At 64.2% G+C, this 23,672-nt stretch carries 17 protein-coding genes and 1 pseudogene; 13 read left to right on the top strand and 5 right to left on the bottom strand.

What is annotated here, in order from left to right:
- Positions 1–32: 32 nt before the first annotated feature.
- Complete coding sequence (locus RAD15_RS21445) at positions 33–1,307, bottom strand: serine hydrolase domain-containing protein (RefSeq protein WP_458180155.1); 1,275 nt, start codon at positions 1,305–1,307, stop codon at positions 33–35.
- A gap of 176 nt (positions 1,308–1,483) precedes the next feature.
- On the opposite strand from RAD15_RS21445, the gene RAD15_RS21440 reads away from it, so the two are divergent.
- Positions 1,484–2,401: a dioxygenase family protein gene (locus RAD15_RS21440; protein ID WP_458180154.1), complete on the top strand. Its 918-nt coding sequence runs from the start codon at positions 1,484–1,486 to the stop codon at positions 2,399–2,401.
- Between the two features lie 902 nt (positions 2,402–3,303).
- On the opposite strand, the gene RAD15_RS21435 is transcribed toward RAD15_RS21440, so the two are convergent.
- Together RAD15_RS21435 and RAD15_RS21430 are read right to left on the bottom strand one after the other, a co-directional pair.
- Positions 3,304–5,040, bottom strand: coding sequence for a protein kinase domain-containing protein (locus tag RAD15_RS21435; protein WP_458180153.1), 1,737 nt, complete (start codon positions 5,038–5,040; stop codon positions 3,304–3,306).
- A gap of 60 nt (positions 5,041–5,100) precedes the next feature.
- Positions 5,101–5,940: a formate/nitrite transporter family protein gene (locus RAD15_RS21430; RefSeq protein WP_458180152.1), complete on the bottom strand. Its 840-nt coding sequence runs from the start codon at positions 5,938–5,940 to the stop codon at positions 5,101–5,103.
- Between the two features lie 681 nt (positions 5,941–6,621).
- On the opposite strand from RAD15_RS21430, the gene RAD15_RS21425 reads away from it, so the two are divergent.
- The 11 genes and pseudogenes from RAD15_RS21425 to RAD15_RS21375 all read left to right on the top strand — a co-directional run bounded on the left by RAD15_RS21425 (position 6,622) and on the right by RAD15_RS21375 (position 19,330).
- Positions 6,622–7,944 carry a CmpA/NrtA family ABC transporter substrate-binding protein gene (locus tag RAD15_RS21425; RefSeq protein ID WP_458180150.1) on the top strand — a complete coding sequence of 441 codons (1,323 nt, stop codon included), beginning with the start codon at positions 6,622–6,624 and terminating at the stop codon, positions 7,942–7,944.
- Between the two features lie 63 nt (positions 7,945–8,007).
- Positions 8,008–8,904: a nitrate ABC transporter permease gene (gene ntrB / locus RAD15_RS21420; protein ID WP_458180149.1), complete on the top strand. Its 897-nt coding sequence runs from the start codon at positions 8,008–8,010 to the stop codon at positions 8,902–8,904.
- A gap of 13 nt (positions 8,905–8,917) precedes the next feature.
- On the top strand, positions 8,918–9,712 hold the full coding sequence (locus RAD15_RS21415; RefSeq protein ID WP_458180148.1) for an ABC transporter ATP-binding protein: 795 nt from the start codon (positions 8,918–8,920) through the stop codon (positions 9,710–9,712).
- Between the two features lie 338 nt (positions 9,713–10,050).
- Positions 10,051–11,430: an MFS transporter gene (locus RAD15_RS21410; protein WP_458180147.1), complete on the top strand. Its 1,380-nt coding sequence runs from the start codon at positions 10,051–10,053 to the stop codon at positions 11,428–11,430.
- 122 nt (positions 11,431–11,552) lie between these two features.
- On the top strand, positions 11,553–11,981 hold the full coding sequence (locus RAD15_RS21405) for a globin family protein (protein ID WP_458180146.1): 429 nt from the start codon (positions 11,553–11,555) through the stop codon (positions 11,979–11,981).
- 10 nt (positions 11,982–11,991) lie between these two features.
- Complete coding sequence (locus RAD15_RS21400) at positions 11,992–13,209, top strand: NAD(P)/FAD-dependent oxidoreductase (RefSeq protein ID WP_458180145.1); 1,218 nt, start codon at positions 11,992–11,994, stop codon at positions 13,207–13,209.
- A gap of 1 nt (position 13,210) precedes the next feature.
- On the top strand, positions 13,211–15,916 hold the full coding sequence (locus RAD15_RS21395; protein WP_458180144.1) for a nitrate reductase: 2,706 nt from the start codon (positions 13,211–13,213) through the stop codon (positions 15,914–15,916).
- Positions 15,917–16,219: 303 nt separating this feature from the next.
- Positions 16,220–17,059 (top strand): aldo/keto reductase, encoded by an 840-nt coding sequence (locus RAD15_RS21390; protein WP_458180143.1) that lies wholly within the window; start codon positions 16,220–16,222, stop codon positions 17,057–17,059.
- 188 nt (positions 17,060–17,247) lie between these two features.
- Positions 17,248–18,189: a DMT family transporter gene (locus RAD15_RS21385; protein WP_458180184.1), complete on the top strand. Its 942-nt coding sequence runs from the start codon at positions 17,248–17,250 to the stop codon at positions 18,187–18,189.
- Positions 18,190–18,249: 60 nt separating this feature from the next.
- Positions 18,250–18,474, top strand: a pseudogene (locus RAD15_RS21380) (alcohol dehydrogenase catalytic domain-containing protein); the annotation flags it as partial.
- A gap of 148 nt (positions 18,475–18,622) precedes the next feature.
- On the top strand, positions 18,623–19,330 hold the full coding sequence (locus tag RAD15_RS21375) for a zinc-binding dehydrogenase (RefSeq protein ID WP_458180142.1): 708 nt from the start codon (positions 18,623–18,625) through the stop codon (positions 19,328–19,330).
- Between the two features lie 156 nt (positions 19,331–19,486).
- Here the strand turns inward: RAD15_RS21375 and ppk2 are convergent, their stop codons facing one another.
- Entirely contained in the window at positions 19,487–20,401 is a 915-nt protein-coding gene (gene ppk2 / locus RAD15_RS21370; RefSeq protein WP_458180141.1) for a polyphosphate kinase 2, read from the bottom strand.
- A gap of 88 nt (positions 20,402–20,489) precedes the next feature.
- Positions 20,490–20,951 (bottom strand): Lrp/AsnC family transcriptional regulator, encoded by a 462-nt coding sequence (locus RAD15_RS21365; protein WP_458180139.1) that lies wholly within the window; start codon positions 20,949–20,951, stop codon positions 20,490–20,492.
- A gap of 134 nt (positions 20,952–21,085) precedes the next feature.
- Between RAD15_RS21365 and RAD15_RS21360 the strand changes: the two genes are divergently transcribed.
- A complete protein-coding gene (locus tag RAD15_RS21360) occupies positions 21,086–23,449 on the top strand; it encodes a transketolase (protein ID WP_458180138.1) in 2,364 nt (787 codons plus the stop codon).
- Positions 23,450–23,672: the final 223 nt, after the last annotated feature.

Here is a 23,672-nt window from a genome sequence, read left to right as displayed (position 1 = left end):
GCGGCCGTCGGCCGCGGGATCAGTTCAATGGGTTACAGATTGCTCTCGGTGATCGCGGCGTAGACCATGCTGCGCAGCTCGCGGCGGAGCGGATAGGCGCTCGACGGCAGAACCTGCGTCATGAAGATCGTGATCAGCTCCTCGGCCGGATCGATCCAGAACGAGGTCGTGGCCGCGCCGCCCCAATTATATTCACCGGGGCTGCCGGCAATCAGCGTCTCCGCCGGGCGCATGGTCACGGCGAAGCCGAGACCGAAGCCGATGCCGTTATAGGTCGCTTCGGAGAACAGCGACCGTGACACTTCCGGCAGCGCCCGACCGCCGGGAATGTGGTTGCTCGTCATCAGCGCCAGCGTCTTCGGCCCGATCAGCCTGACACCACCAAGCTCGCCGCCATTGAGCAGAGCCCGGCAGAAGGTGAGATAATCGGCGGTCGTCGAGCAGAGGCCGCCGCCGCCGGAGATGAAGGAAGGCGGCGACAGGAATGAACTGGTCGCAGGGTCGTCCTGAAGCGTCAGGCCCTCGCGGCGCTGACCGGCATGGAAGGTCATGCCGCCACCGGGATCGGCCGAGTAACACGCCGCGAAGCGGTGCGCCTTGGCGGCCGGCACGTGAAAATCGGTGTCGATCATGCCGAGCGGGTCGAGAATGCGTGTCCGTAGAAACTGCTCGAAGGGAATCCCGGAGATCTTGCCGATGAGGTAGCCGAGCACGTCGGTCGCGACCGAGTAGTTCCAGGACTCGCCGGGCGAGAACTCCAGCGGAATCTTCGCCAGTGCCTCGATCATGGTCTGGAGCGTGCCGGATTTCTCCACCTCGCCGATCTTCTCGCTGCGATAGGCGGCATCGACGTTGGAGCGCTGCTGGAAGCCGTAGGTGAGACCGGCGGTGTGCCGCAGCAGGTCGACGATCAGCATCGGCCGGGACGGTGGCCGGGTCAGGAAGGCCGGCGAGGTGCCGGCGACGAACACGCCGAGGTCCTTCCATTCCGGAATGTATTTGGCCACGGGCTCGTCGATCGCGACGAGGCCTTCCTCGACCAGCATCATGAAGGCGATGCTGGTGAGCGGCTTGGTCATGGAATAGATGCGGTAGATGGTGTCGTCCTTGACCGGCGCCTTGCGCTCGACATCGGCAAAGCCCTGAACCGAGCTGTGCGCGACCTTGCCGCGGCGGTAGACCAGCAGATGCGTGCCCGGGAAGCGGCCGGCATCGATGTACCGGTTCTTCAGATGCGCATCGATGCGGTCGAGCGCGGCCTTGGACATGCCCACGGATTCGGGCGAAGCGGGGGTAGGGGCGAGCATCAGTTCCTCCGGGCGATTTTGTCAGGCGTTGATAGCCGAAATGGCGGCCTCAATCCAACCCGGTCGCGCTTAACGCGAGGCCGCCGACTGGTGTAGGCTCCGCCCTGGAACGCCTCCAGGGAACCCCAAGGACTGCCAATGGGGGCCAACGAGAAAAATGCGAGGGCAAACGCACCATGACCCAGTTCAACGAGACCGACCTCACCGAAGCCGTCGTCCGAAGCTTCGACGAGACGCCGAATCCGCGTGCAAAATTCCTGGTCCAGGAATTGGTGAAGTCCCTGCACGAATACGTGAGCAAGACTGGCGTCACCTTCGAGGAATGGGAATACGCCATCGACTTCCTGACCCGTACCGGCCAAAAATGCACCGACACCCGCCAGGAATTCATCTTGCTGTCCGACGTGCTCGGGGTCTCCATGCTGGTCGATGCGGTCAATCATCGCGATCGCGAGGGTGCCACCCAGACGACGGTGCTCGGCCCGTTCTATGTCGGTGAGCACAAGGTGACCGCGCACGGCACCGACATCTCCCCGAACAACCTCACCGGCGAGCGGATGTTCGTGCAGAGCCGCGTCACCGATCTCAAGGGCAAGCCGCTCGCGAATGTCCCCGTCGACGTCTGGCATGCCGATGATGACGGCTTCTACGATTCCCAGAAAGCGAATTACGACGAGGTCGGCGCCTCGGCGCGGGCGCGCTTCATGACGGATGGCGACGGCCGCTTCTTCTTCCGCACCATCCTGCCGTGCAGCTACCCGATCCCGACCGACGGCCCGGTCGGCGAGATGATCCTGCAGACCAATCGCCATCCGATGCGGCCCGCGCATGTGCACTTCCTGGTCAACGCCAAGGGCTACGAGCCGCTGATCACCCACGTGTTCATGGACGGCGACAAATATCTGGATTCCGACGTGGTGTTCGGCGTCAAGGACGACCTCGTCGCCAAGGTCGAGCCGCGCACCGATCCCGCGATGCCCGACGGCACCACGGCGAGCGGGCAATGGCATCTGATGACTTACGAATTCCACCTCAAGCCCGGCGCCGGCATGGCTCCGAAGCCGCTCGGTGTGAAGGCTGTGGAGCGGGCGTGACGGGCAGCTGGGATGCCGCGGCAGTCCGGACGCGTACGACGTCCGGGACCGGTCCTGCGAGCTGGCAGTTGCCTACGATCAAGTCCAATAGCGCCGACTGCGTCAGTCCGTGATACGGACGTCAGACCACCGCTCGACGGGCCCGTCAGCGATAGGGATCTTGAAGTCTCGGAATTCGGCCGGTGCGACGCACAATGTGTTGCACGATCACCGATCGGGATTCGGGACCCATTCCTCCGCGGTTGAGTCCCAATGATGGGTGTCGTCGAAGTGTTTCCAGAGTGGCCGCCCTGACTTACTTTCACCGTTCTGTCGGTCTGCATTCGGTGCGCGGAGTTGGACGACGAGCGCCCCAGCCTTCATCACCCATTCGCGAGCGTTATATCGGGAGTTCCATTTGATTGCCGCGAGCATTGGATGCCTCCTTCAAAGTAAGAAGCCTTCGCCACTTTAGCGCGAGCCAAGAACCCTAGGATGTAAACCACTTCACAGTTAGTCAACATCTTCGACATCGCCGCGGGCGATCTCACCACGCAGCGACCGCAACGACGTTCGCTCGATATTCCGGCGGCCGGCATGGGTCACGTTGCCGCGCGATCAAAGCGCACGCGACGAAACGCAGCATTGTACTTGCGCGCGAAGGCGCGTCCTTTTGACAAGGTGTATTTTATCGCTGATGGGCGGCGCTCGATAGAGGCCAGCGCATGCTTGAGCTTTGGAACAGCTGGTACGACACCCTGGCCTCGGCGGAGGCGCTTGCCACGGTCATCGTTGTTGTCCTAGTGGCTGCAGGCGCTATTACGCTGGCGGAAAGTCGGCGCCGATAACCTCGGCGTCAATTCTCTGACGAACGATAAAATTTCCGCATGACCGTCAGAAGCTGCCGCTTCCGCCCTTACGCTCTATCGCGCGTGCAGCAGCGCCAGCAGCACGACGACGGCGCAGGCGAGCGCCGCCGAGGTCAGCTTCCAGAACATCAGCGGGCTGCGCTCCAGGAGCGGTGTGATCCGCGTGTCCAGATAGGCCGGATTGGGCGTGCGAAGCTCGAAGACGAATTCCGACAGGTCCTCGTGCCGCTTGTAGGGATCGGGATGGAGCGCGCGGCGGAGCGCGCCGTCGACCCAGGCCGGCACGTTGCGGTCGTCGTCTGCGGCGCGATATTTGAGCCGCCGCACGTCCGACTTGCGCCGGATCCTGGCGACCTGGGTGCCGTAGGGAAGCTTTCCGGTCAGCATCTGGTAGCAAATCACGGCCAGCGAAAACATGTCGGAGCGTGGGGAGCCACCTTCGCCGAGGAAATATTCCGGTGCCGTATACTGGACCGTTCCCAGGATTTCGTCGGCCGCGTCCTGCGGCGCGGCCTCCGCGACGCCGGCGACCCTGACCGATCCGAAGTCGATGATCTTCGCGGTGCCGGTTTTGTCGATCATGATGTTGTCGGGCCGGAGGTCCTGATGCAGCATCTCCATGCGATGGAAGGCGCGCAGGCCCGTGGCAATCTGCTCGACCAGTCCGCGGACTGTTTCGAGATCCGGGCGTGGATTGTCGGTCATCCACTGCCTCAAGGTCTGGCCTTCGACGAATTCGGTCGCGACGTAGAGATAGCTGCGCCGCCGCGACTGTGACAGTGGTTTCAGCACGTGCGGGCTGTCGATCCGGCGCGCGATCCACTCCTCCATCAGGAAGCGCTTGAGATAGGCGGCGTTGTCGCGCAGGTCGATCGAGGGCAGCTTGAGCGCGACCGGCTCCTCGGTCTCGGCGTCGACGGCAAGGTAGATATGGCTGCGGCTGCTGCCGTGGATCTCCCGGACGATCCTGTAACCGTCGAAGATCGTCCGCGGCTCCGGCAGCGGGGGAAGCGGCAGCTCGGAGGTCTGATTGAAGATGCCGGCCGGCTCACGCTGCGGCACTGCGTCGATGCGCAGGATCTGGACGGTGATGTTGTCGTCGCTGCCGCGCCGGTAGGCTTCCTCGACGATCGCCTTCGCCGCCCCGTCGAGCTCGGCCGCATGCTCGTTGATGGCACTCGTGATGAAACGCGCATCGACGAATTCATAGGCGCCGTCGGTTGCCAGCAGGAAAGTGTCGCCGGCCTCGATCTCGAACGCCTGGTAGTCGATCTCGAGTTGCGGATTGATGCCGAGCGCGCGGCCGAGATAGGTCTGCTCCGACGACACGATGATGCGGTGATCGTCGGTCAGTTGCTCGAGCGCCTTGCCGGCGACGCGGTAGACGCGGCAGTCGCCGACATGGAAGATGTGAGCGGTGGTCGCCTTGATGACCATGGCGCTGAGGGTGCAGACATAGCCCTTGTCGCGGTCATAGGCATATTGGCTCTTGCGCGTCTGCGCGTGCAGCCAGGAATTGGTCGCGTCGAGCACGCGGCGGGCGGAGGTCTTCACCGTCCAGGATTCCGACGTGCAGTAATAATCCATCAGGAAGCTCTTGACCGCCGACTCGCTGGCGATCTGGCTCACCGTGCTGCTGGAGATGCCGTCGGCGAGAACCGCGGCGATGCCCTTCAGGCTGAGCAGCGGCTCTTCCGGAATCAGGACACCGTGAAAGTCCTGGTTGACGGGCTTGCGCCCCTTGTCGGAGTGCTGGCCGACCGAGATCAGGAGTCCACGAGTCATCGTCATCACCGGCAAAGGGGAGCCTCACCCTGATCGGGCAAGGCTCCCCTGTCGAGATGGATTCGATCAGGCCGCAACGCGGGGCTTCGCAGCCTTGTCGGCCTGGCGCTTCGGCAGGGTCATGACGTGCGTGGCGTAGAGGGTCATGCCGGTGAAGGCGAGGCCGCCGACGAGGTTGCCGAGCACGGTCGGGATCTCGTTCCAGATCAGATAGTCCATGATCGAGAACTTTGCATGGAGCATCAGGCCCGACGGGAACAGGAACATGTTCACCACGGAATGCTCGAACACCATGTAGAAGAACACCAGGATCGGCATCCACATCGCGATGACCTTGCCGGAAACCGAGGTCGAGATCATGGCGCCGACGACGCCGGTCGAGACCATCCAGTTGCAGAGCATGCCGCGCATGAACAGCGTCGCCATGCCGGCCGCACCATGCGCGGCATAGCCCAGCGTTCGGCCCTCACCGATATTGCCGATGGCTGCGCCGACCTTGTCGGGGTCCTGCGTGAAGCCGAAGGTCGTGACGAAGGCCATCATGAAGGCCACGGTGAAGGCGCCGGCGAAATTGCCGACGAACACCAGGCCCCAGTTGCGCAGCACGCCGCTGAAGGTGACGCCCGGACGCTTGTCGATCAGGGCGAGCGGCGAGAGCACGAACACGCCGGTGAGCAGATCGAAGCCCAGCAGGTACAGCATGACGAAACCGACCGGAAACAGCAGCGCGCCGACCAGCGGCTGGCCGGTGTTGACGTTGATCGTGACGGCGAACCAGGCCGCCAGTGCCAGGATGGCGCCGGCCATGTAGGCGCGGATGATGGTATCCCGGGTGGACATGAAGATCTTGGACTCGCCCGCATCCACCATCTTGGTGACGAATTCCGAAGGCGCGAGATACGACATCAATGGTTCCTTTTGCTTCGTAAGTGAGATCGACACACCCTCGAGGAGAGCGCGGCTGAACATCATTGGCCGTGCGGGCTGGCCTGCCGCGCACGAGGGCTATGGAAAAGTCTGGAAGCCTTGGGAATCGCGTCACGAGGACTGAGCCGGCGAGGGCCGCGAAGCAGTTGAGCTTCCGAATGCAGCCGCCAGAGGCTGCAACAATGCGGCAAGCCGCAGTCTTCGTTGACCATCAGGGAGGTGCAAGTTGCGTGCCGTTCGGGTGCGCCAGAAGAGTGAAGCAATATCAACAGGATGGATCGTTTCCTGATCTTATCCCGCGCCGATAACAGGCCGCTTGCTTGTGCTGTTGCACAAGACTTGTGCGACGCACAAGAATTGAGCAGATCGCAAATTTCACATGCGGAACGGCCCTGCGGCAGGGTGACGCAATATCTATAACCTATTCATATTTCGATATTTTTTACGATATCGCGCTTGGCATGAAGCTTGAATAGTTCCATGCCGACGCCATTGAAGCCGTCCCGCGAGACTTTCTCATCCGATTTGCTGACGCCACCGAACGGGGGTCTCCCCCGTCGTTGCCTTCGCATGCGCCAAAGACGGCGCCGCCGGACGGACGGGCTGCTCGTGTGCACTGACGCCATCAATTCTGCAACGATGCAAAGGACGACACAGCCTATGACCAAGCGCACCCGCCGGCCCTCGGAAACGACTGGCCTGAGCCGCCGTCAATTGTTGAAGGCCACCGGCTCCACCGCCGCACTTCTCGCCGCCGCAAAACTGAATTTCCCCGCCGGCGCCTTCGCGCAGGACGCAGGTCCCGAGGTCAAGGGCGCCAAGCTCGGCTTCATCGCGCTCTCCGATGCCGGCCCGCTGTTCGTCGCCAAGGACAAGGGGCTGTTCGCCAAATACGGCATGCCAGACACCGACGTGCAGAAGCAGGCCTCCTGGGGCACCACGCGCGACAATCTCGTGCTCGGCTCCGAAGGTAACGGTATCGACGGCGCGCATATCCTGACCCCGATGCCGTACCTGATCTCGGCCGGCAAGGTGACGCAGAACAACCAGCCGACGCCGATGTACATTTTGGCGCGGCTCAATCTCGACAGCCAGTGCATCTCCGTCGCCAACGAATATGCCGACCTCAAGCTCGGCGTCGATGCCGCGCCGTTCAAGGCGGCGCTGGAAAAGAAGAAGGCCTCCGGCAAGTCAGTGAAGGCTGCGATGACCTTCCCCGGCGGCACGCACGATCTCTGGATCCGCTATTGGCTCGCCGCCGGCGGCATCGATCCCGACAAGGACATCGAGACCATCGTGGTGCCACCGCCGCAGATGGTGGCCAACATGAAAGTCGGCACGATGGATTGCTTCTGCGTCGGCGAGCCCTGGAACCTGCAACTGATCCACCAGAACATCGGCTACACCGCGGTCAACACCGGTGAGCTCTGGAACAAGCATCCCGAAAAATCCTTCGGTATGCGCGCGGCCTTCGTCGACAAATATCCGAAGGCTGCCAAGGCGCTGCTGATGGCCGTGATGGAAGCGCAGCAATGGTCGGACAAGGCCGAGAACAAGGCCGAACTCGCCGCCATCATGGGCAAGCGGCAGTGGATGAACTGCCCGGTCGAAGACGTGCTCGACCGCACCTCGGGCAAGTTCGACTACGGCATCCCCGGCAAGGTGGTCGAGAACTCGCCGCACATCATGAAGTACTGGCGAGATCATGCGTCCTATCCGTTCCAGAGCCACGACCTCTGGTTCCTCACCGAGGACATCCGCTGGGGCAAGTATGAAGCGAATTTCGACACCAAGGCGCTGATCGCCAAGGTCAACCGCGAGGACATGTGGCGCGACGCGGCCAAGACGCTGGGCGTTGCGGCTGCCGAGATCCCGGCCTCGACCTCGCGCGGCAAGGAGACCTTCTTCGACGGCAAGGTGTTCGATCCCGAAAATCCGGCAGCCTATCTGAAGTCGCTCGCGATCAAGCGCGTCGAAGTCTGATGGAGCCCTGCGGCCGCCTTCGGGCGGCCGCTTCGTCCTTTGCAGCCGGAAGAGGGATTTTCGATGAACATGCCTGCCACCAAGATTGAGCTCGAGACCGCGACGCCTGCCGCGAGCGCCGCGCCGGTCGTCGCGATGACGCCGAAGCGTCCGCCGCGCAGTGAGGCCTATGCACGGATGGCAAGGGAAACCGCTGTGCGCGTCATCCCGCCAGTCGTCGTGATCGCGCTGCTGACGCTGGTGTGGGAGCTGGTCTGCCGCCGCGCCGGCTCGGCGCTGCCGCCGCCGTCAAAGGTGTTCAAGGACACCAAGGAGCTGATCCTCGATCCGTTCTTCGACCATGGCGGCATCGACAAGGGTCTGTTCTGGCATCTCTCCGCCAGTCTCCAGCGCGTCGCGCTCGGCTATTCGCTCTCGGCGATCGCCGGTATCGCGCTCGGCGTGCTGGTCGGGCAGTCGGTCTGGGCGATGCGCGGGCTCGATCCGCTGTTCCAGGTGCTGCGCACCATTCCGCCGCTGGCCTGGTTGCCGCTGTCGCTCGCCGCGTTCCGCGACGGCCAGCCGTCCGCGATCTTCGTCATCTTCATCACCTCGGTGTGGCCGATCATTATCAACACCGCGGTCGGCATCCGCAACATTCCGCAGGACTACCGCAACGTCGCCGCGGTGGTGCAGCTCAATCCGCTGGAGTTCTTCGCCAAGATCATGATCCCGGCGGCCGCGCCCTATATCTTCACAGGGCTTCGCATCGGCATCGGCCTGTCGTGGCTCGCCATCGTTGCAGCGGAAATGCTGATCGGCGGCGTCGGCATCGGCTTCTTCATCTGGGATGCCTGGAACTCCTCGCATATCAGCGAAATCATCCTGGCGCTGTTCTATGTCGGCATCATCGGCTTCGTGCTCGATCGCCTGATCGCGGGCCTCGGCAAGATCGTCACCCGCGGCACCGCGCTGAACTGAGGGAGAAGAGCACATGACCGCCTATCTGAAGCTCGACCACATCGACAAGATCTTTACCCGCGGCGCCGCCACCACGGAGGTGTTGAAGGACATCAACCTGACGATCGAGAAGGGCCAATACGTCTCGATCATCGGCCATTCCGGCTGCGGCAAGTCGACCCTGCTCAACATCATCGCGGGCCTGACCGGCGCCTCGACAGGCGGCGTGCTGCTGGAGAACCGCGAGGTGAACTCGCCAGGGCCGGATCGCGCCGTGGTGTTTCAGAACCACAGCCTGTTGCCGTGGCTGACCGTGTACGAGAACGTCAGGCTCGGCGTCGACAAGGTCTTTGCCAGGACCAAGTCCCGCGCCGAGCGCGATGCCTGGGTCATGCACAATCTCAACCTCGTGCAGATGGCCCATGCCAGGGACAAGCGCCCGTCCGAAATCTCGGGCGGCATGAAGCAGCGCGTCGGCATCGCCCGGGCGCTGGCGATGGAGCCGAAGGTACTGCTGCTCGACGAACCGTTCGGCGCGCTCGACGCGCTGACCCGCGCGCACTTGCAGGACTCCGTGATGGCGCTGCATCAGAAGCTCGGCAACACCATCCTGATGATCACCCACGACGTGGACGAGGCCGTGCTGCTGTCCGACCGCATCGTGATGATGACCAACGGGCCGAGCGCGCGGATCGGCGAGGTGCTGGATGTGCCGCTGGCGCGGCCGCGCAAGCGGCTCGAGCTCGCGACCAACGCCACATACTTGAAGTGCCGGCAGCGCGTGCTCGAATTCCTCTATGAGCGTCATCGTTTCGTAGAGGCCGCGTAAACCAAAGGTTAATGCGCGAAACGTCCGCGCCTAAATAATCGACATCAAGCTCAATCCTTGTGCGTCGCACAAGGATTGAGCGAATCGCAAAATTTGCGTGCGAAAGAAGCCGTGCAATCATTTCGGGCAATGCGAATAACGTCCTGAAATCCCTGTATTTCCAGCGTGCACGCAACTGGCACGGAAATTGAATCGTCTTTGCGCGACGCCAACGACGACGTCCCTCAACATCATCAATCAGCATCGTGAACTCGCCACCGGGGCTTGGCCTCGGCGCGCGCCTCCACGTGGAGGCGAAGCCTGCAACGACGCAGCGGTGAGCCTAGAAGGGATACTCAATGACGAAGAATCCTACTTGGATTTCAGACTGGCGCCCCGAAGATGAGGCATTCTGGAATGCGACTGGCAAGACTATCGCGCGACGCAACCTGATCTGGTCGATCGTGGCCGAGCATATCGGCTTCTCGGTCTGGCTGATCTGGAGCATCGTCACCACCAAGCTGCCGCAGGCGGGCTTCCATTACACCACCGACCAGCTGTTCCAGCTCGTCGCGGTGCCGGGGCTGATCGGCGCATTGATGCGCTTTCCCTATACCTTCGCGGTGACCACCTTCGGCGGCCGCAACTGGACGATCTTCAGCGCGGCGATCCTGTTCATCCCGACGTTGTCGCTTGCCTATTTCGTGAGCCAGCCCGACACGCCGTTCTGGCTGATGCTGCTGGTCGCCTCGACCGCGGGTCTCGGTGGCGGCAATTTCGCCTCCAGCATGACCAACATCTCGTTCTTCTTCCCTGACAAGATGAAGGGATGGGCTCTCGGCCTCAACGCGGCCGGCGGCAACATCGGCGTCTCCAGCGTGCAGCTTCTGACCCCGATCCTGATGACGCTCGCCGTCTTCAACCTGTTCCAGGCCACGCCCGTCGACGGCATCTTCCTCCAGAATGCCGGCCTGATGTGGGTGCTGCCGATCGCGATCGCGGTGTTCGGTGCGGTGTTCTTCATGAACAACCTGACCACGGCGAAGTCTTCGGTGAAGAACCAGCTCGCGATCGTCAAGCGCAAGCACACCTGGATCATGGCGTATCTCTATATCGGTACGTTCGGCTCCTTCATCGGCTATTCCGCCGCGTTCCCGCTGCTGCTCAAGACGCAGTTCCCGCAAATCACGATTGCTATCGCGTTCCTCGGCCCGCTGGTCGGCTCGCTGGCCCGTCCGTTCGGCGGCTGGCTCGCCGACAAGGTCGGTGGCTCCATCATCACCTTCTGGAACTTCATTGCGATGGCGGCGGCCACGATAGGCGCGCTCTATTTCGTGGGGCAGAAGGATTTCATCGGCTTCCTCACGATGTTCCTGATCCTGTTCGTCACGACGGGCATCGGCAACGGCTCGACCTACCGGATGATCCCCTCGATCTTCCGCGAGGAGAACCTGTTCAAGGTGCGCGGCAAGGGCGACGCGGCGCGCGCCATGGCGCTGAAGACGGCGAGCATCGAAAGCGGTGCGGCCGTGGGCTTCATCGGCGCCGTCGGCGCGGTCGGCGGCTATCTGATCCCGACCGGGTTCGGCAAGTCGATCGCCATGACCGGCGGACCACAGCTCGCGCTCGCGATCTATCTCGGCTTCTACGCCTCCTGCCTCGCTTTGACCTGGTGGTTCTACCTGCGTCGCAGCCCGCAGGGTGAAGGCGCGGGAAGCCTCGCCGAAGCACGGGTCTGATACTTGGTACGAATCTCGCTTCTCCCCGTACGCGGGGAGAAGACTCTCTGATGACGTTTGACCCATGAACCTTGTTCGCAACGGCGCGGACAAAGGCAGACCGAAACAGACAGGAGAACATCATGACTTCAGAACAGATCGCCCTCATCCAGCAGAGCTTCGCCAAGGTCGCGCCGATTTCGGAAGCAGCCTCCGTGTTGTTCTATGATCGTCTGTTCGAAGTGGCACCAACGGTGCGTGCGATGTTTCCTGAAGACATGACCGAGCAGCGCAAGAAGCTGATGGGCATGCTCGCCGCCGTCGTCAGCGGCCTGTCGAACCTGGAGACGATTCTTCCCGCGGCCTCCGCGCTGGCCAAGCGACACGTCGCCTATGGCGCCAAGGCCGAGCACTATCCCGTGGTCGGCGCGAGTCTGCTGTGGACCCTCGAGAAGGGTCTCGGCGAGGCCTGGACCCCCGAACTCGCAAAGGCCTGGACCGACGCTTACGGCGTGCTGTCCGGCTACATGATGTCCGAGGCCTACGGCGCACAGCCGCAGGCGGCTGAATAGGAGATGCCTCGTGAGTGAACCGCTGGTCATCGTCGGTAACGGTATGGCGGCCGCGCGTCTGGTCGACGAGCTCGCCAAGACCGCGCTCGGCCGTTATGCGGTCGCCGTGATCGGCGAAGAGCCGCGGCTCGCTTACAATCGCGTGCTGCTCTCCTCCGTGCTGGCCGGCGAGACCGGCTCGCACGAGATCGAGCTCCGGCCGGCGGACTGGTGGCGCCATCGCGGCGTCACTGTGCGCTACGGCTATCGCGTCACCGAGATCGACACCGGCCGCCGCGAGCTCAAGATCGAGGGCGAGGAGAGCATGGAGTATTCCAAGCTCGTGCTCGCCACCGGATCGACGCCGCTGAGGCTCAACGTGCCGGGCGCCGATCTGGCTGGCGTGCACACCTTTCGCGACACCCGCGACGTCGACCTGTTGCTGACGCTTGCGGCCGCGAAGAAGCGCGTCGTCGTGGTCGGCGGCGGCCTGCTCGGCTTGGAGGCGGCCTACGGGCTCGCCAAGGCCGGCGCCCCGGTGACGCTGCTGCATCTGATGGACCGGCTGATGGAGCGCCAGCTCGATGGGCCGGCCGCCGACTTGCTCAAGACGCTGGTCGAACGCAAGGGCATCCGCATCGTGCTCAACGCCAGCACGAAGTGCATTCATGGCGACGGGCACGTCGAGGCCGTCGAGCTTGCCGACGGCAGCCGCATCGAGGCCGACGCGGTGATCTTCGCCGCCGGCATCAAGCCGAACGTGGCGCTTGCCAAAGATGCCGGCATCGCGGTCAATCGCGGCATCGTCGTCAACGACGAGATGCAGACGGCCTCGCCCGACATCTTCGCGCTCGGCGAATGCGCCGAGCATCGCGGCACCTGCTATGGGCTGGTCGAGCCCGCCTACGAGCAGGCACGTGTGTTGGCGCGGCATCTCGCCGGCCGTCCGGCCGCCTATCAGGGTAGCGTGGTCTCGACCAATCTGAAGGTCTCGGGCGTCAGTGTGTTCTCCGCCGGCGACTTCATGGGCGGGGAGGGCAGCGAGAGCCTCGTCCTCACCGATCGCAGGCGTGGCACCTACAAGAAGCTCGTGATCGCCGACGGCCGGCTCACCGGCGCGGTGCTGATCGGCGATACCGTCGATGCGCTCTGGTACCTCGAGCTGATCCGCAAACGCGACAAGGTCGCCGCGATCCGCACCGACATGATGTTCGGCCGCGCACTCGCGCTTCCTTCGAAAGCAGCCTGACATGACGGCGATCGATCCCACGCTCCGCGCCACCAAGACGACCTGTCCCTATTGCGGCGTCGGCTGCGGCGTGCTGGCGACGCCCGACGGCAAGGGCGGGGCGGCGATCGCGGGCGATCCCGACCATCCCGCCAATTTCGGCCGGCTGTGCTCCAAGGGCTCTGCGCTCGGCGAGACCGTCGGGCTGGAAAGCCGTCTGCTCTATCCGATGATCCGCTGCAAGGGCGTGCTGGAGCGCGTCGCCTGGAGCGATGCGCTCGATCACGTCGCCCACCGCATGCAGCACATCGTGGCACGCGACGGCGCGGATGCGGTCGCGTTCTATCTCTCCGGCCAGCTCCTGACCGAGGATTATTACGTCGCCAACAAGCTGATGAAGGGCTTTGTCGGCACGGCGAACGTCGACACCAACTCTCGCCTCTGCATGTCGTCCTCGGTCGCCGGCCACCGCCGCGCCTTCGGCGCCGACACCGTGCCGGGTTGCTACGAGGATCTCGACCAGGCAGATCTGCTCGTTTTCGTCGGCTCGAACGCGGCCTGGTGCCATCCCGTGCTGTTCCAGCGCATGCTGAAGAACCGTGGGGAGCGCGGCGCGCGCATGATCGTGATCGACCCGCGCCGCACCGACACCGCGAGCGACGTCGACCTGTTCCTCGGCCTCAAGCCCGGCACCGACACCGCGCTGTTCTCCGGCCTGTTCGTCGACCTCGTCGACAACGGTGCGTTGGACAAGGACTACGTCGCGAACAACACGTCGGGCTTCGACGACGCACTCGCGCGCGCGCGCAGCATCGCCGGCAGCGTCACCGCGACCGCGCTGGCGACCGGCCTGTCCGAGCAGGATGTCGCGACCTTCTTCAAGATGTTCCGCGCCGCCGAGAAAGTCGTCACGCTCTATTCCCAGGGCGTCAACCAGTCGGCGCAGGGCACCGACAAGGTCAACGCGATTCTCAACTGCCATCTCGCCACGGGGCGCATCGGCAAACCCGGTGCCTCGCCGTTCTCGCTCACCGGCCAGCCCAACGCGATGGGCGGCCGCGAGGTCGGCGGCCTCGCCAATATGCTCGCCGCACACATGGGCTTCACGCCGCCCGACATCGACCGCGTCAGGCGGTTCTGGAAGGCGCCGCACATCGCCACCCATGAGGGCCTGAAGGCGGTGCAGCTGTTCGAGGCGATCAACCGCGGCGAGGTCAAGGCGCTGTGGGTGATGGGCACCAACCCCGCGGTGTCGCTGCCCGACGCCGACATGGTCCGCCAGGCCCTCAAGAAGCTCGAGCTGTTCGTGGTTTCCGAGAACGTGCTCTCCAACGACACGGTCGAGGCCGGCCCGCATGTGCTGCTGCCCGCGCTCGCCTGGGGCGAGAAATCGGGCACCGTGACCAACTCCGAACGTCGCATCTCGCGCCAGCGTTCGTTCCTGCCGGCGCCGGGCGAGGCGCGCCCCGATTGGTGGATCCTCAGCGAGACCGCAAAGCGCCTCGGCTTCGGCGACAGCTTCAACTACAAGTCCGCCGCCGAGATTTTCCGCGAGCACGCCGCGCTCTCGGCTTTCGAGAACGAGGGCAGCCGTGACTTCGACATCGGCGCGCTGACCTCGCTATCCGACGAGGGCTTCGATGCCTTGAAGCCGGTGCAGTGGCCGGTGCGTGAAAGCGGAGTGCCGGGCGATCGCTTTTTTGCGAGCGGCGGCTTCTTCACCAATGACGGCAAGGGCCGGTTCGTCGCGCCGGAGGTGCCGGCGCTGCGTGGCGAGACCGGCCCGTCGCGCCCGTTGCGGCTCAACACCGGGCGCATCCGCGACCAGTGGCACACCATGACGCGCACGGGGCTCAGCCAGCGGCTGGGCTCGCATCTGCCCGAGCCGTTCGTCGAGATTCATCCGGATGATGCGTCCAAATACGCCATCGTTCACGACGGCTTTGCCCGCATCACCACCGATTACGGCCAGTGCATCCTGAAGGTCGTCGTCAGCGAAGGCCAGCAGCGCGGCACGCTGTTCGTGCCGATCCACTGGAGCGCGATGAATGCCTCGCACGGCCGCGTCGGCGCGCTGGTGCAGTCGTTCACCGATCCGTTCTCGGGGCAGCCGGAGTCCAAGGCGACGCCGGCGGCGATCACGCCGTATGAATACGTCTTCCGCGGTTTTGCGCTGTCGCGCAAAGAGCTCGCTCTGCCGCCGAACCTGATGTGGACCCGCGTCACGGTCGCCGGCGGCTTCGGCTATCTCTTCGCCGACAACGCGGATTTGTCGCGCTGGCCGGCCTGGCTCGAGGGCGTCGCCGGCGAGGATGTCGCCGAGTACCGCGATTTCGGCGGCGGCGTTTTCCGCGCAGCTTCGTTTGCGGGCGACCGCATCGACACTTGCCTGTTCGTCGGCCCCGGCCACGATGCCGGTGATTGGGAGGTGGTGAAGAGCATGTTCGTCGCCGACCACGTCACCGACGACCAGCGCCGCATGCTGCTGTCCGGCAAGTCCAGCGAAGGCGCCGCCTCGACCGGCCCCGTCGTCTGCGCCTGCTTCGGCGTCGGCCGCGGCACCATCTGCGACACCATCGCTGCGGGTGCGCGCACCGCCGCCGAAATCGGTGCCAAGCTCAAGGCCGGCACCAATTGCGGCTCCTGCATCCCCGAGCTGAAGCGCCTGATCGCGACGACCGAGGTGGCGCCGGCGAAGCAAGCCAAGCTCGCGGGCGCGGCGAGCTAGGGTCGGCTCTCTCCAACCGTCATTGCTTCGCTGCGCTCGCAGTGACGATGTCGATGCAATCGCGGACTCTCTCCTCAACGTCGTCCCGGCGAAGGCCGGGACCCATACCGCGGAATCTATCGATCGCGGATGACATCAGTCCCGAACAACCAGTCTTCGCCAAACGACTCCCTGGGAGTATGGGTCCCGGCCTTCGCCGGGACGACGGCGGAGGTGCTGTTCCATCCGCACCAATCGACGTTGCCGACATTGTGCCCTATGCTGCCGCGCACTCCGTCAGCCCCACAACCGCAACAGCCAAATATGAAATCAAAACCCCTCGGCAAGACCGGCGCCAACGTCTCCGTGATCGGGCAGGGCACCTGGTATCTCGACCACGGCGACCGCAAACGCGCGATCGCGGCGCTTCAGCGCGGGCTCGATCTCGGCATGACTCACATCGACACCGCCGAGATGTATGGCGATGCCGAGCTCGTCATTGCCGATGCGATTGCGAGCCGGCGCGATGAGGTGTTCCTCGTCTCGAAGGTGCTGCCGAGCAACGCTTCGCGACGTGGAACCATCGCCGCCTGTGAGCGCTCGCTGAAGCGGCTCAAGACGGATCGTCTCGATTGCTATCTCCTGCACTGGCGCGGTTCATATCCGCTGGAAGACACCGTCGCCGCGTTCGAGGAGCTGGTGAAGGCAGGCAAGATCAAATCCTGGGGCGTTTCCAATTTCGATGCTGATGATCTCGACGACATTCTCGATGTGTCCGGCGAGGGCCAGATCGCCTGCAATCAGGTGCTCTATCATCTGAAGGAGCGCGCGATCGAGCACGCCGTGATCCCATGGTGCGAGCAGCATGGTGTTGCCGTCGTCGCCTACTCGCCGTTCGGTCACGACGATTTTCCGGATGCGCGCAGCAAGGGCGGCGCCGTGTTGGCACGCATTGCCGAAGAGCGTCGTGCGACACCGCGTCAGGTCGCGCTGGGCTTCCTCACCCGTGCGACTACGGTGTTTGCGATTCCGAAGGCGTCGTCCGCGGAACATGCCGGCGAGAATGCGGCCGCGGGCGATCTCGTGCTGACGAAAGACGAGATTGCGGTGCTGGATGCGGCGTTTCCGCGCGGTCCGAAGCCGCGCAGCCTGCCCATGCTGTAGTGCACAAGCGTCTATTATTAATGGAGTATTGACGCGCGCGGACGTCAGCGCATATCGGCATCCTGTTTTCGGAAGTTGTGAAAGCGGCGCATTTGTCGTTTTTTACGAGCGCACTCGATTCGCATTTTTCCCGAGTTCCAGCCGTGACCCCGCCGCCAGCCGCAGCCGCAAGGCTCGACAGTATTTCCATGCCCGTGCCCGAGAGGAAGCATGTCGGCCGCCGCGCACCCGCGCGCGTCGATCATCCCTTCAAGGGCATCGCGTTGATCCTGCTCTCGACGGTGTTTCTCGGGTGCTCGGACACCGCCGCGAAATATCTGTCGACGAGCCTGCCGTCGATCGAGATCACCTGGATCCGCTTTCTCACCTTCGCGCTGATTTTCACGCCGGTGATGCTGCGGTCCTCGCCGTACTACGCGATGCGCACCGAGCGTCTCGGATTGCACGTGATGCGCGGCGCGGTGCTGCTCGGCTCGTCGCTGTTCTTCATCACTGGCCTCGGCTTTCTCCCGATCGCCGAGGCTTCCGCCACCGGCTTCGTCGCGCCGCTGTTCGTCACCGCGCTCTCGATCGTCTTCCTCGGCGAGAAGGTCGGCATGCGCCGCTGGTTTGCGACCGCGCTCGGCCTCATCGGCGTGCTGATCATCCTGCGCCCGGGCACCAGCGCATTTCATCCGGCGGCGTTCTTCCCGGTGGTCTCGGCGGCCTGCTGGGCCGGCACGCTGATTTTGACGCGGATGATGAGCGGCCGCGAGGCCGTCGTCACCACCATGGCCTATTCCTCGCTGACCGGCCTTGCGATCCTCACCGCAATCGTGCCGTTCGTCTGGGTGACGCCGTCCTGGACCGCGATCGGGCTCGGCATCTTCATCGGCGTTGCATCGACCGCGGGCCAGTGGATCGTCGTGCTCGCCTATCGCTACGGCGATGCCTCCGTGCTGGCGCCGTTCTCCTACTCGCAATTGCTGTGGGTCAGCATTCTCGGATTCTTCATCTTCGGCGAGGTGCCGAGCGTCTGGACCATCGTCGGCGCCGCCTTCATCGTCGCCAGCGGTCTCTACATCGCCCATCGCGAGCGCGTCCGCCGTGCCTCGCTCCTGGTGCAAGCCGAGCGTTCCCCGAACGCCTGACGCAAGTGCACGCGTCCCGCTTCGTGCTATCAACGGTTCCAACGACAAGGGAGGAGCCGGATGCGCGCTGCGATTTTCAGGAACGGTGAGATTGTCGTTGGCCAGATGGCCGAGCCGAAGCCGGGTCCCGGCCAGGTGCTGGTCAAGACGTTTGCCTGCGGCATCTGCGGCTCCGACCTGCACGCGCGCCAGCACGCTCCCCGCATGGCGGAGATGGCGAAGAAGACCGGACGCACGCCGATGGATTTGTCGCGCGACGTCGTGTTCGGCCACGAGTTCTGCTGCGAGATCGTTGACTATGGCCCGGGCACGGAGCGCAGGCTCAAGCCGGGGACGCATGTCTGCTCGCTGCCCGCGTTGCTGACACCGGAGGGCATCAAGGGGCATCGGCTATTCCAACGACTTCGTCGGTGGCTATGCGGAGCAGATGCTTTTGAGCGAGCCGCTGCTGCTCGAAGTGCCCAACGGTCTGGCGCCGGATCATGCCGCGCTGACCGAGCCGCTCGCGGTCGGCGTTCACGCGGTCGCAAAAGCAAACATCAGCGGCGGCGAGGTGCCGCTCGTGATCGGCTGCGGTCCGGTCGGGCTCGCGGTGATCGCCGCACTTCGGATCAAGGGCCTGCATCCGATCATTGCCGCCGACTATTCGCCGGCGCGGCGTGCGCTGGCGGCGAAGCTCGGTGCCGACATCGTCGTCGATCCCAGGGTGTCGCAGCCCTATGCGACCTGGACCGAGCATGCGCAGATGTCGGAGGCGGAGAAGGCCGCCCGGCCGCCGTTCCAGGCGATGCTCCCTGCGCTCAAGCCCGCGATCATCTTCGAATGTGTCGGCGTGCCCGGCCTGTTGCAGCAGGTGTTCGAAGGCGCGCCGCGCGATGCCCGGATCGTCGTGGTCGGCGTCTGCATGGAGAGCGACAGAAACGAGCCCATGCTCGGCATCATGAAGGAGCTCAACGTCCAGTACGTGCTCGGCTACACCCCGGACGAGTTTGCGGCCTCGCTGCGCCTGATCGCGGAGGGGCAGGTGGATGCGGCGGCGATGGTCACTGCCGAGGTCGGCATCGACGGCGTCGCAAAGGCCTTCGCCGATCTCGCCAATCCTGAAGCCCACACTAAGATCATCGTGCAGCCGTGGCGGTGACTTTCGCTGCGTAGGGTGGGTTAGCCCTGCGGCTGCGCGAAGCGAAGTCCGCACGGCGTAACCCACCACTTCTCTGACCGCGGTGACAGAAGAGGTGGGTTACGCCGAGCAAATGCGCTTCGCGCATCTGCTCAGCTACCCCCCTACGAGACCTTCTCAATATTTCGCAGGCACGTACATCTCAGGCGGAACCGGCCCGCGGTGATAGTCGGGATTGCGCACGCGCGGCGGCAACACGACCGGCACGCGTGCGACCTCCTGATACGGCATCTGGCTGAGCAGATGTGCGATGCAGTTGAGCCGGGCGCGCTTCTTGTCGACGGCATCGACGATCCACCACGGCGTGTCAGGCAGATGCGTGTGCTCCAGCATCGTCTCCTTGGCCTTGGTGTACGCCTCCCAGCGGCTGCGCGCCTCGACGTCCATCGGGCTCAGCTTCCACTGCTTCAGCGGATCCTTGATGCGCATGGTGAAGCGGAATTGCTGCTCGTCGTCGGTGATCGAGAACCAGTATTTGACCAGGATGATGCCGGAGCGGATCAGCATCCGCTCGAACTCCGGCACCGTCTGGAAGAATTCCTGGTACTGCTCCTCGGTGCAGAAGCCCATCACACGCTCGACACCGGCGCGGTTGTACCAGCTGCGGTCGAACAGCACGATCTCGCCGCCGGCCGGCAGGTGGGATACGTAGCGCTGGAAATACCATTGCGTGCGCTCGCGCTCGCTGGGTGCCGGAAGCGCGGCGACGCGGCAGATGCGGGGATTGAGGCGCTGGGTGATGCGCTTGATCACGCCGCCCTTGCCGGCGGAGTCGCGGCCCTCGAACAGCACCACGACCTTCTTCTTCTCGCTCTGCACCCAGTCCTGGAGCTTGACCAGCTCGCCCTGGAGCCGCAGCAGCTCTCGGAAATAGAGTTTTCGGTCGACCGTCGGGCTCAGCGTATCCGTCTCGTCCAGCAGCTCGTCGAGACGGGCATCGTCCAGCTCCATCTCCAGTTCCTCGTCGAGATCGTCGGCCATTTCCTGGATGATGCGCTCGCGCTTGGCGGTCTCATGGGTGCGGTCGGTCATGGGTCCTTCTCTCGGCTTGGATACGAGTGGTCCACGACCATCAGCGGGGTTTGTTGCACCCATGTGACAGCGGTAGCCGGGTGGGCCATCAGACCGGTAGCGCGATCGAATATTTCACCTGGCTCAGCGCAAAGCTCGACTCGATCGAGGCGATGCCGTCGAGCCGGGTCAGCTTGGTCTTGAGGAAGGTTTCGTAGGAGGCGAGGTCGGCGGCGACCACGCGCAGGAGATAGTCGCGGTTGCCGGTCATCAGATAGCACTCCAGCACCTCGTCCCATTTCGAGATCGCGCGGGCGAAGCGGTTGAGGTCCTCCTCCTTCTGCCGCGCCAGCTTGATCGAGATGAAGACGCTGACATGCAGCCCCAGCGCCTTCTGGTCCACGGTCGCGACATAACGCGAGATGACGCCGCGCTCCTCCAGCAGCTTGACCCGGCGATGGCACGGCGAGACCGAGAGCCCGACCTTGTCGGCGAGCTCCTGCATGGTCAGGCGGCTGTCGCCCTGGAGCAAAGCGAGGATTTTTCGGTCGATGGCGTCGAGCTCGGGCATTGGGATGAAACCTGTTCCTTGGGGCAATCCATTGGTAAAATATCCCAATATTGAGGGGTATGGCGCGAAAAATTGAGAAGTTTGGCGTCCCCCGCAGGCGTATCATCGCCCGACCTGTTTCCGGGAGCATTGCCATGCCCGTCGATACCGCCCGCCTCGATACATTGACCGCATTGAGCCGCAAGGCGCTGTGGCTGTCGTCGTGGACCATCCACCACGCCAACCACATTCGCCCGAACGCTGATGGCCTCAAGGTCGGCGGTCATCAGGCCTCGTCCGCCTCGCTCGCCACCATCATGTCGGCGTTGTATTTCAGCGTGCTCCGGCCCGAGGATCGCGTCGCGGTGAAGCCGCATGCGAGCCCGGTGTTCCATGCCATCCAATATCTGTTCGGCCGGCAGAGCCGCGAGAAGCTGGAGAACTTTCGCGGCTTCAAGGGCGCGCAGTCCTATCCCTCGCGCACCAAGGACGTCGACGACGTCGATTTCTCCACCGGCTCGGTCGGCCTCGGGGTCGCGCAGACGCTTTTCGCCTCGCTGGTGCAGGACTACGTCAAGGCGCATGGCTGGATGAAGGACCGCCGCGAGGGGCGGATGATCGCGCTGGTCGGCGATGCCGAAATGGATGAGGGCAACATCTTCGAGGCGCTCGCCGAAGGCTGGAAGCACGGGCTGCGCAACACCTGGTGGGTGGTCGACTATAACAGGCAGTCGCTCGATGCCGTCGTGCGCGAGGGGCTCTGGGAAAAGTTCGAGACCATGTTTCGCAATTTCGGCTGGGACGTGGTGATCGTGAAATACGGCCGCCTGATGCGCGAGGCCTTCGCCGAGCCCGGCGGCGAGGCGCTGAAGACCTGGATCGACAATTGCCCGAACGCGCTCTACGCGGCGCTGTGCTTCCAGGGCGGCGCGGCCTTCAGAAAACATCTGCACGACGAGATCGGCGACCAGGGCCCGATCACCAAACTGATCGACAAGCGCAGCGACGAGGAATTGCTTGCGTTGATGTCGAACCTCGGCGGCCATGACATGGCGAGCATGCTGGAGGCGTTCGAATCCATCGACCACGATCGCCCGGTCTGCTTCATCGCCTACACCATCAAGGGCGTCGGCCTGCCGTTCCAGGGCCACAAGGACAACCATGCCGGCCTGATGACGGTCGCGCAGATGGAGAAATATCGCGACAGCCAGAACATTCGCCCCGGCCACGAATGGGACAAGTACGAGGGCCTCGCGCAATCCGCCGCCGAGCTCGACGCGTTCCTCGCGCGCGTGCCGTTCAACCAGGACGGCCGCCGGCTCACCGCGCCTGTTATCGAGGTGCCCCAGCAGCTCGCCTTCAAGCCGTCGCCGCAGATGTCGACCCAGCAGGGCTTTGGCCTCGTGCTGAACGAGATCGCCCGCGGCGACAGCGAGCTGGCAAAACGCATCGTCACGACCTCGCCCGACGTCACCGTCTCGACCAATCTCGGTCCGTGGGTCAACCGCCGTGGTCTGTTCGCGCGTGCCGAGAAGGCGGACTTATTCCGCAGCGAGAAAATTCCCTCCACGTTCAACTGGGACTTCTCGCCGAAGGGGCAGCATCTCGAGCTCGGGATTGCCGAGATGAACCTGTTCATCATGCTCTCGGCGCTCGGCCTGTCGCACCAGATCAACGGCGAGCGGCTGCTGCCGGTCGGCACGCTCTACGATCCCTTCATCGAGCGCGGCCTCGATGCACTGAACTACGCCTGCTACCAGGATGCGCGCTTCATGGTGGCGGCAACGCCGTCGGGCATCACGCTCGCGCCCGAAGGTGGCGCGCACCAGTCGATCGCAACGCCCCTGATCGGCATGGCGCAGGACGGGCTCGCCTCGTTCGAGCCGGCTTTCGTCGACGAGCTCGCCGTGATCATGGGCTGGGGTTTTGACCACATGCAGCGCGATCCGGGCGAGGGCGGTTCCGTTTACCTGCGCCTCTCCACGCGCAGCATCGAGCAGGCGCAGCGGATCATGACGCCGGAGCTGCAGCAGGGCATCACCGACGGCGCCTATTGGCTGCGCAAGCCGGGCCCGAATGCCGAGGTCGTGATCGCCTATACCGGCGCGGTCGCGCCCGAGGCGATCGAGGCGACCGGCTTCATCGGCGAGAGCCGCCGCGACATCGGCCTGCTCGCGATCACCTCGGCGGACCGCCTGCACGCGGGTTGGACCGCCGCACGGAAATTGCGGCGCGATCGGCGCGGCGTGCAGCATCTCAGCCACATCGAGAAGCTGCTGGCGCCGCTGGCGCGCGACTGCGGCATCGTGACCGTGATCGACGGCCATCCGTCCGCGCTCGGCTGGCTCGGCAGCGTCCGCGGCCATCGCGTCGAGGCGCTCGGCGTCGAGCAGTTCGGCCAGACCGGCAGCATCGCGGACCTTTATCGGCACTACGGCATCGACGCCAACGCCATCATCGATGCGGCCGAAAGCCTCACCACCGGCGCGCCGGTGCTGCATCGGAAGATGGCGGTGTAGTCGGGGTAACCTAGCGTATGGGCCCCGGCTCAGCAGCGCACCGCTGAAGTAGCGCTGCGCTGCGTCCGGGGCACGAGAGTGTTTCCACTCGTTCTAGTCTCGCTAGTCTCGTGTCCCGGACGCGGCGCGACATGAAATGTCGCGACGCTGAGCCGGGACCCATGGCGCTTGCCTCGGCTCATTGCACGTCCCATATTCCGCGCGTCCGCCGCAACGCTGGCCC

This window comes from Bradyrhizobium sp. 14AA (genome assembly GCF_054185205.1).
The sequence above is the reverse complement of the archived record's forward strand: the minus strand, read 5'-3'. Positions and strand labels throughout refer to the sequence as shown.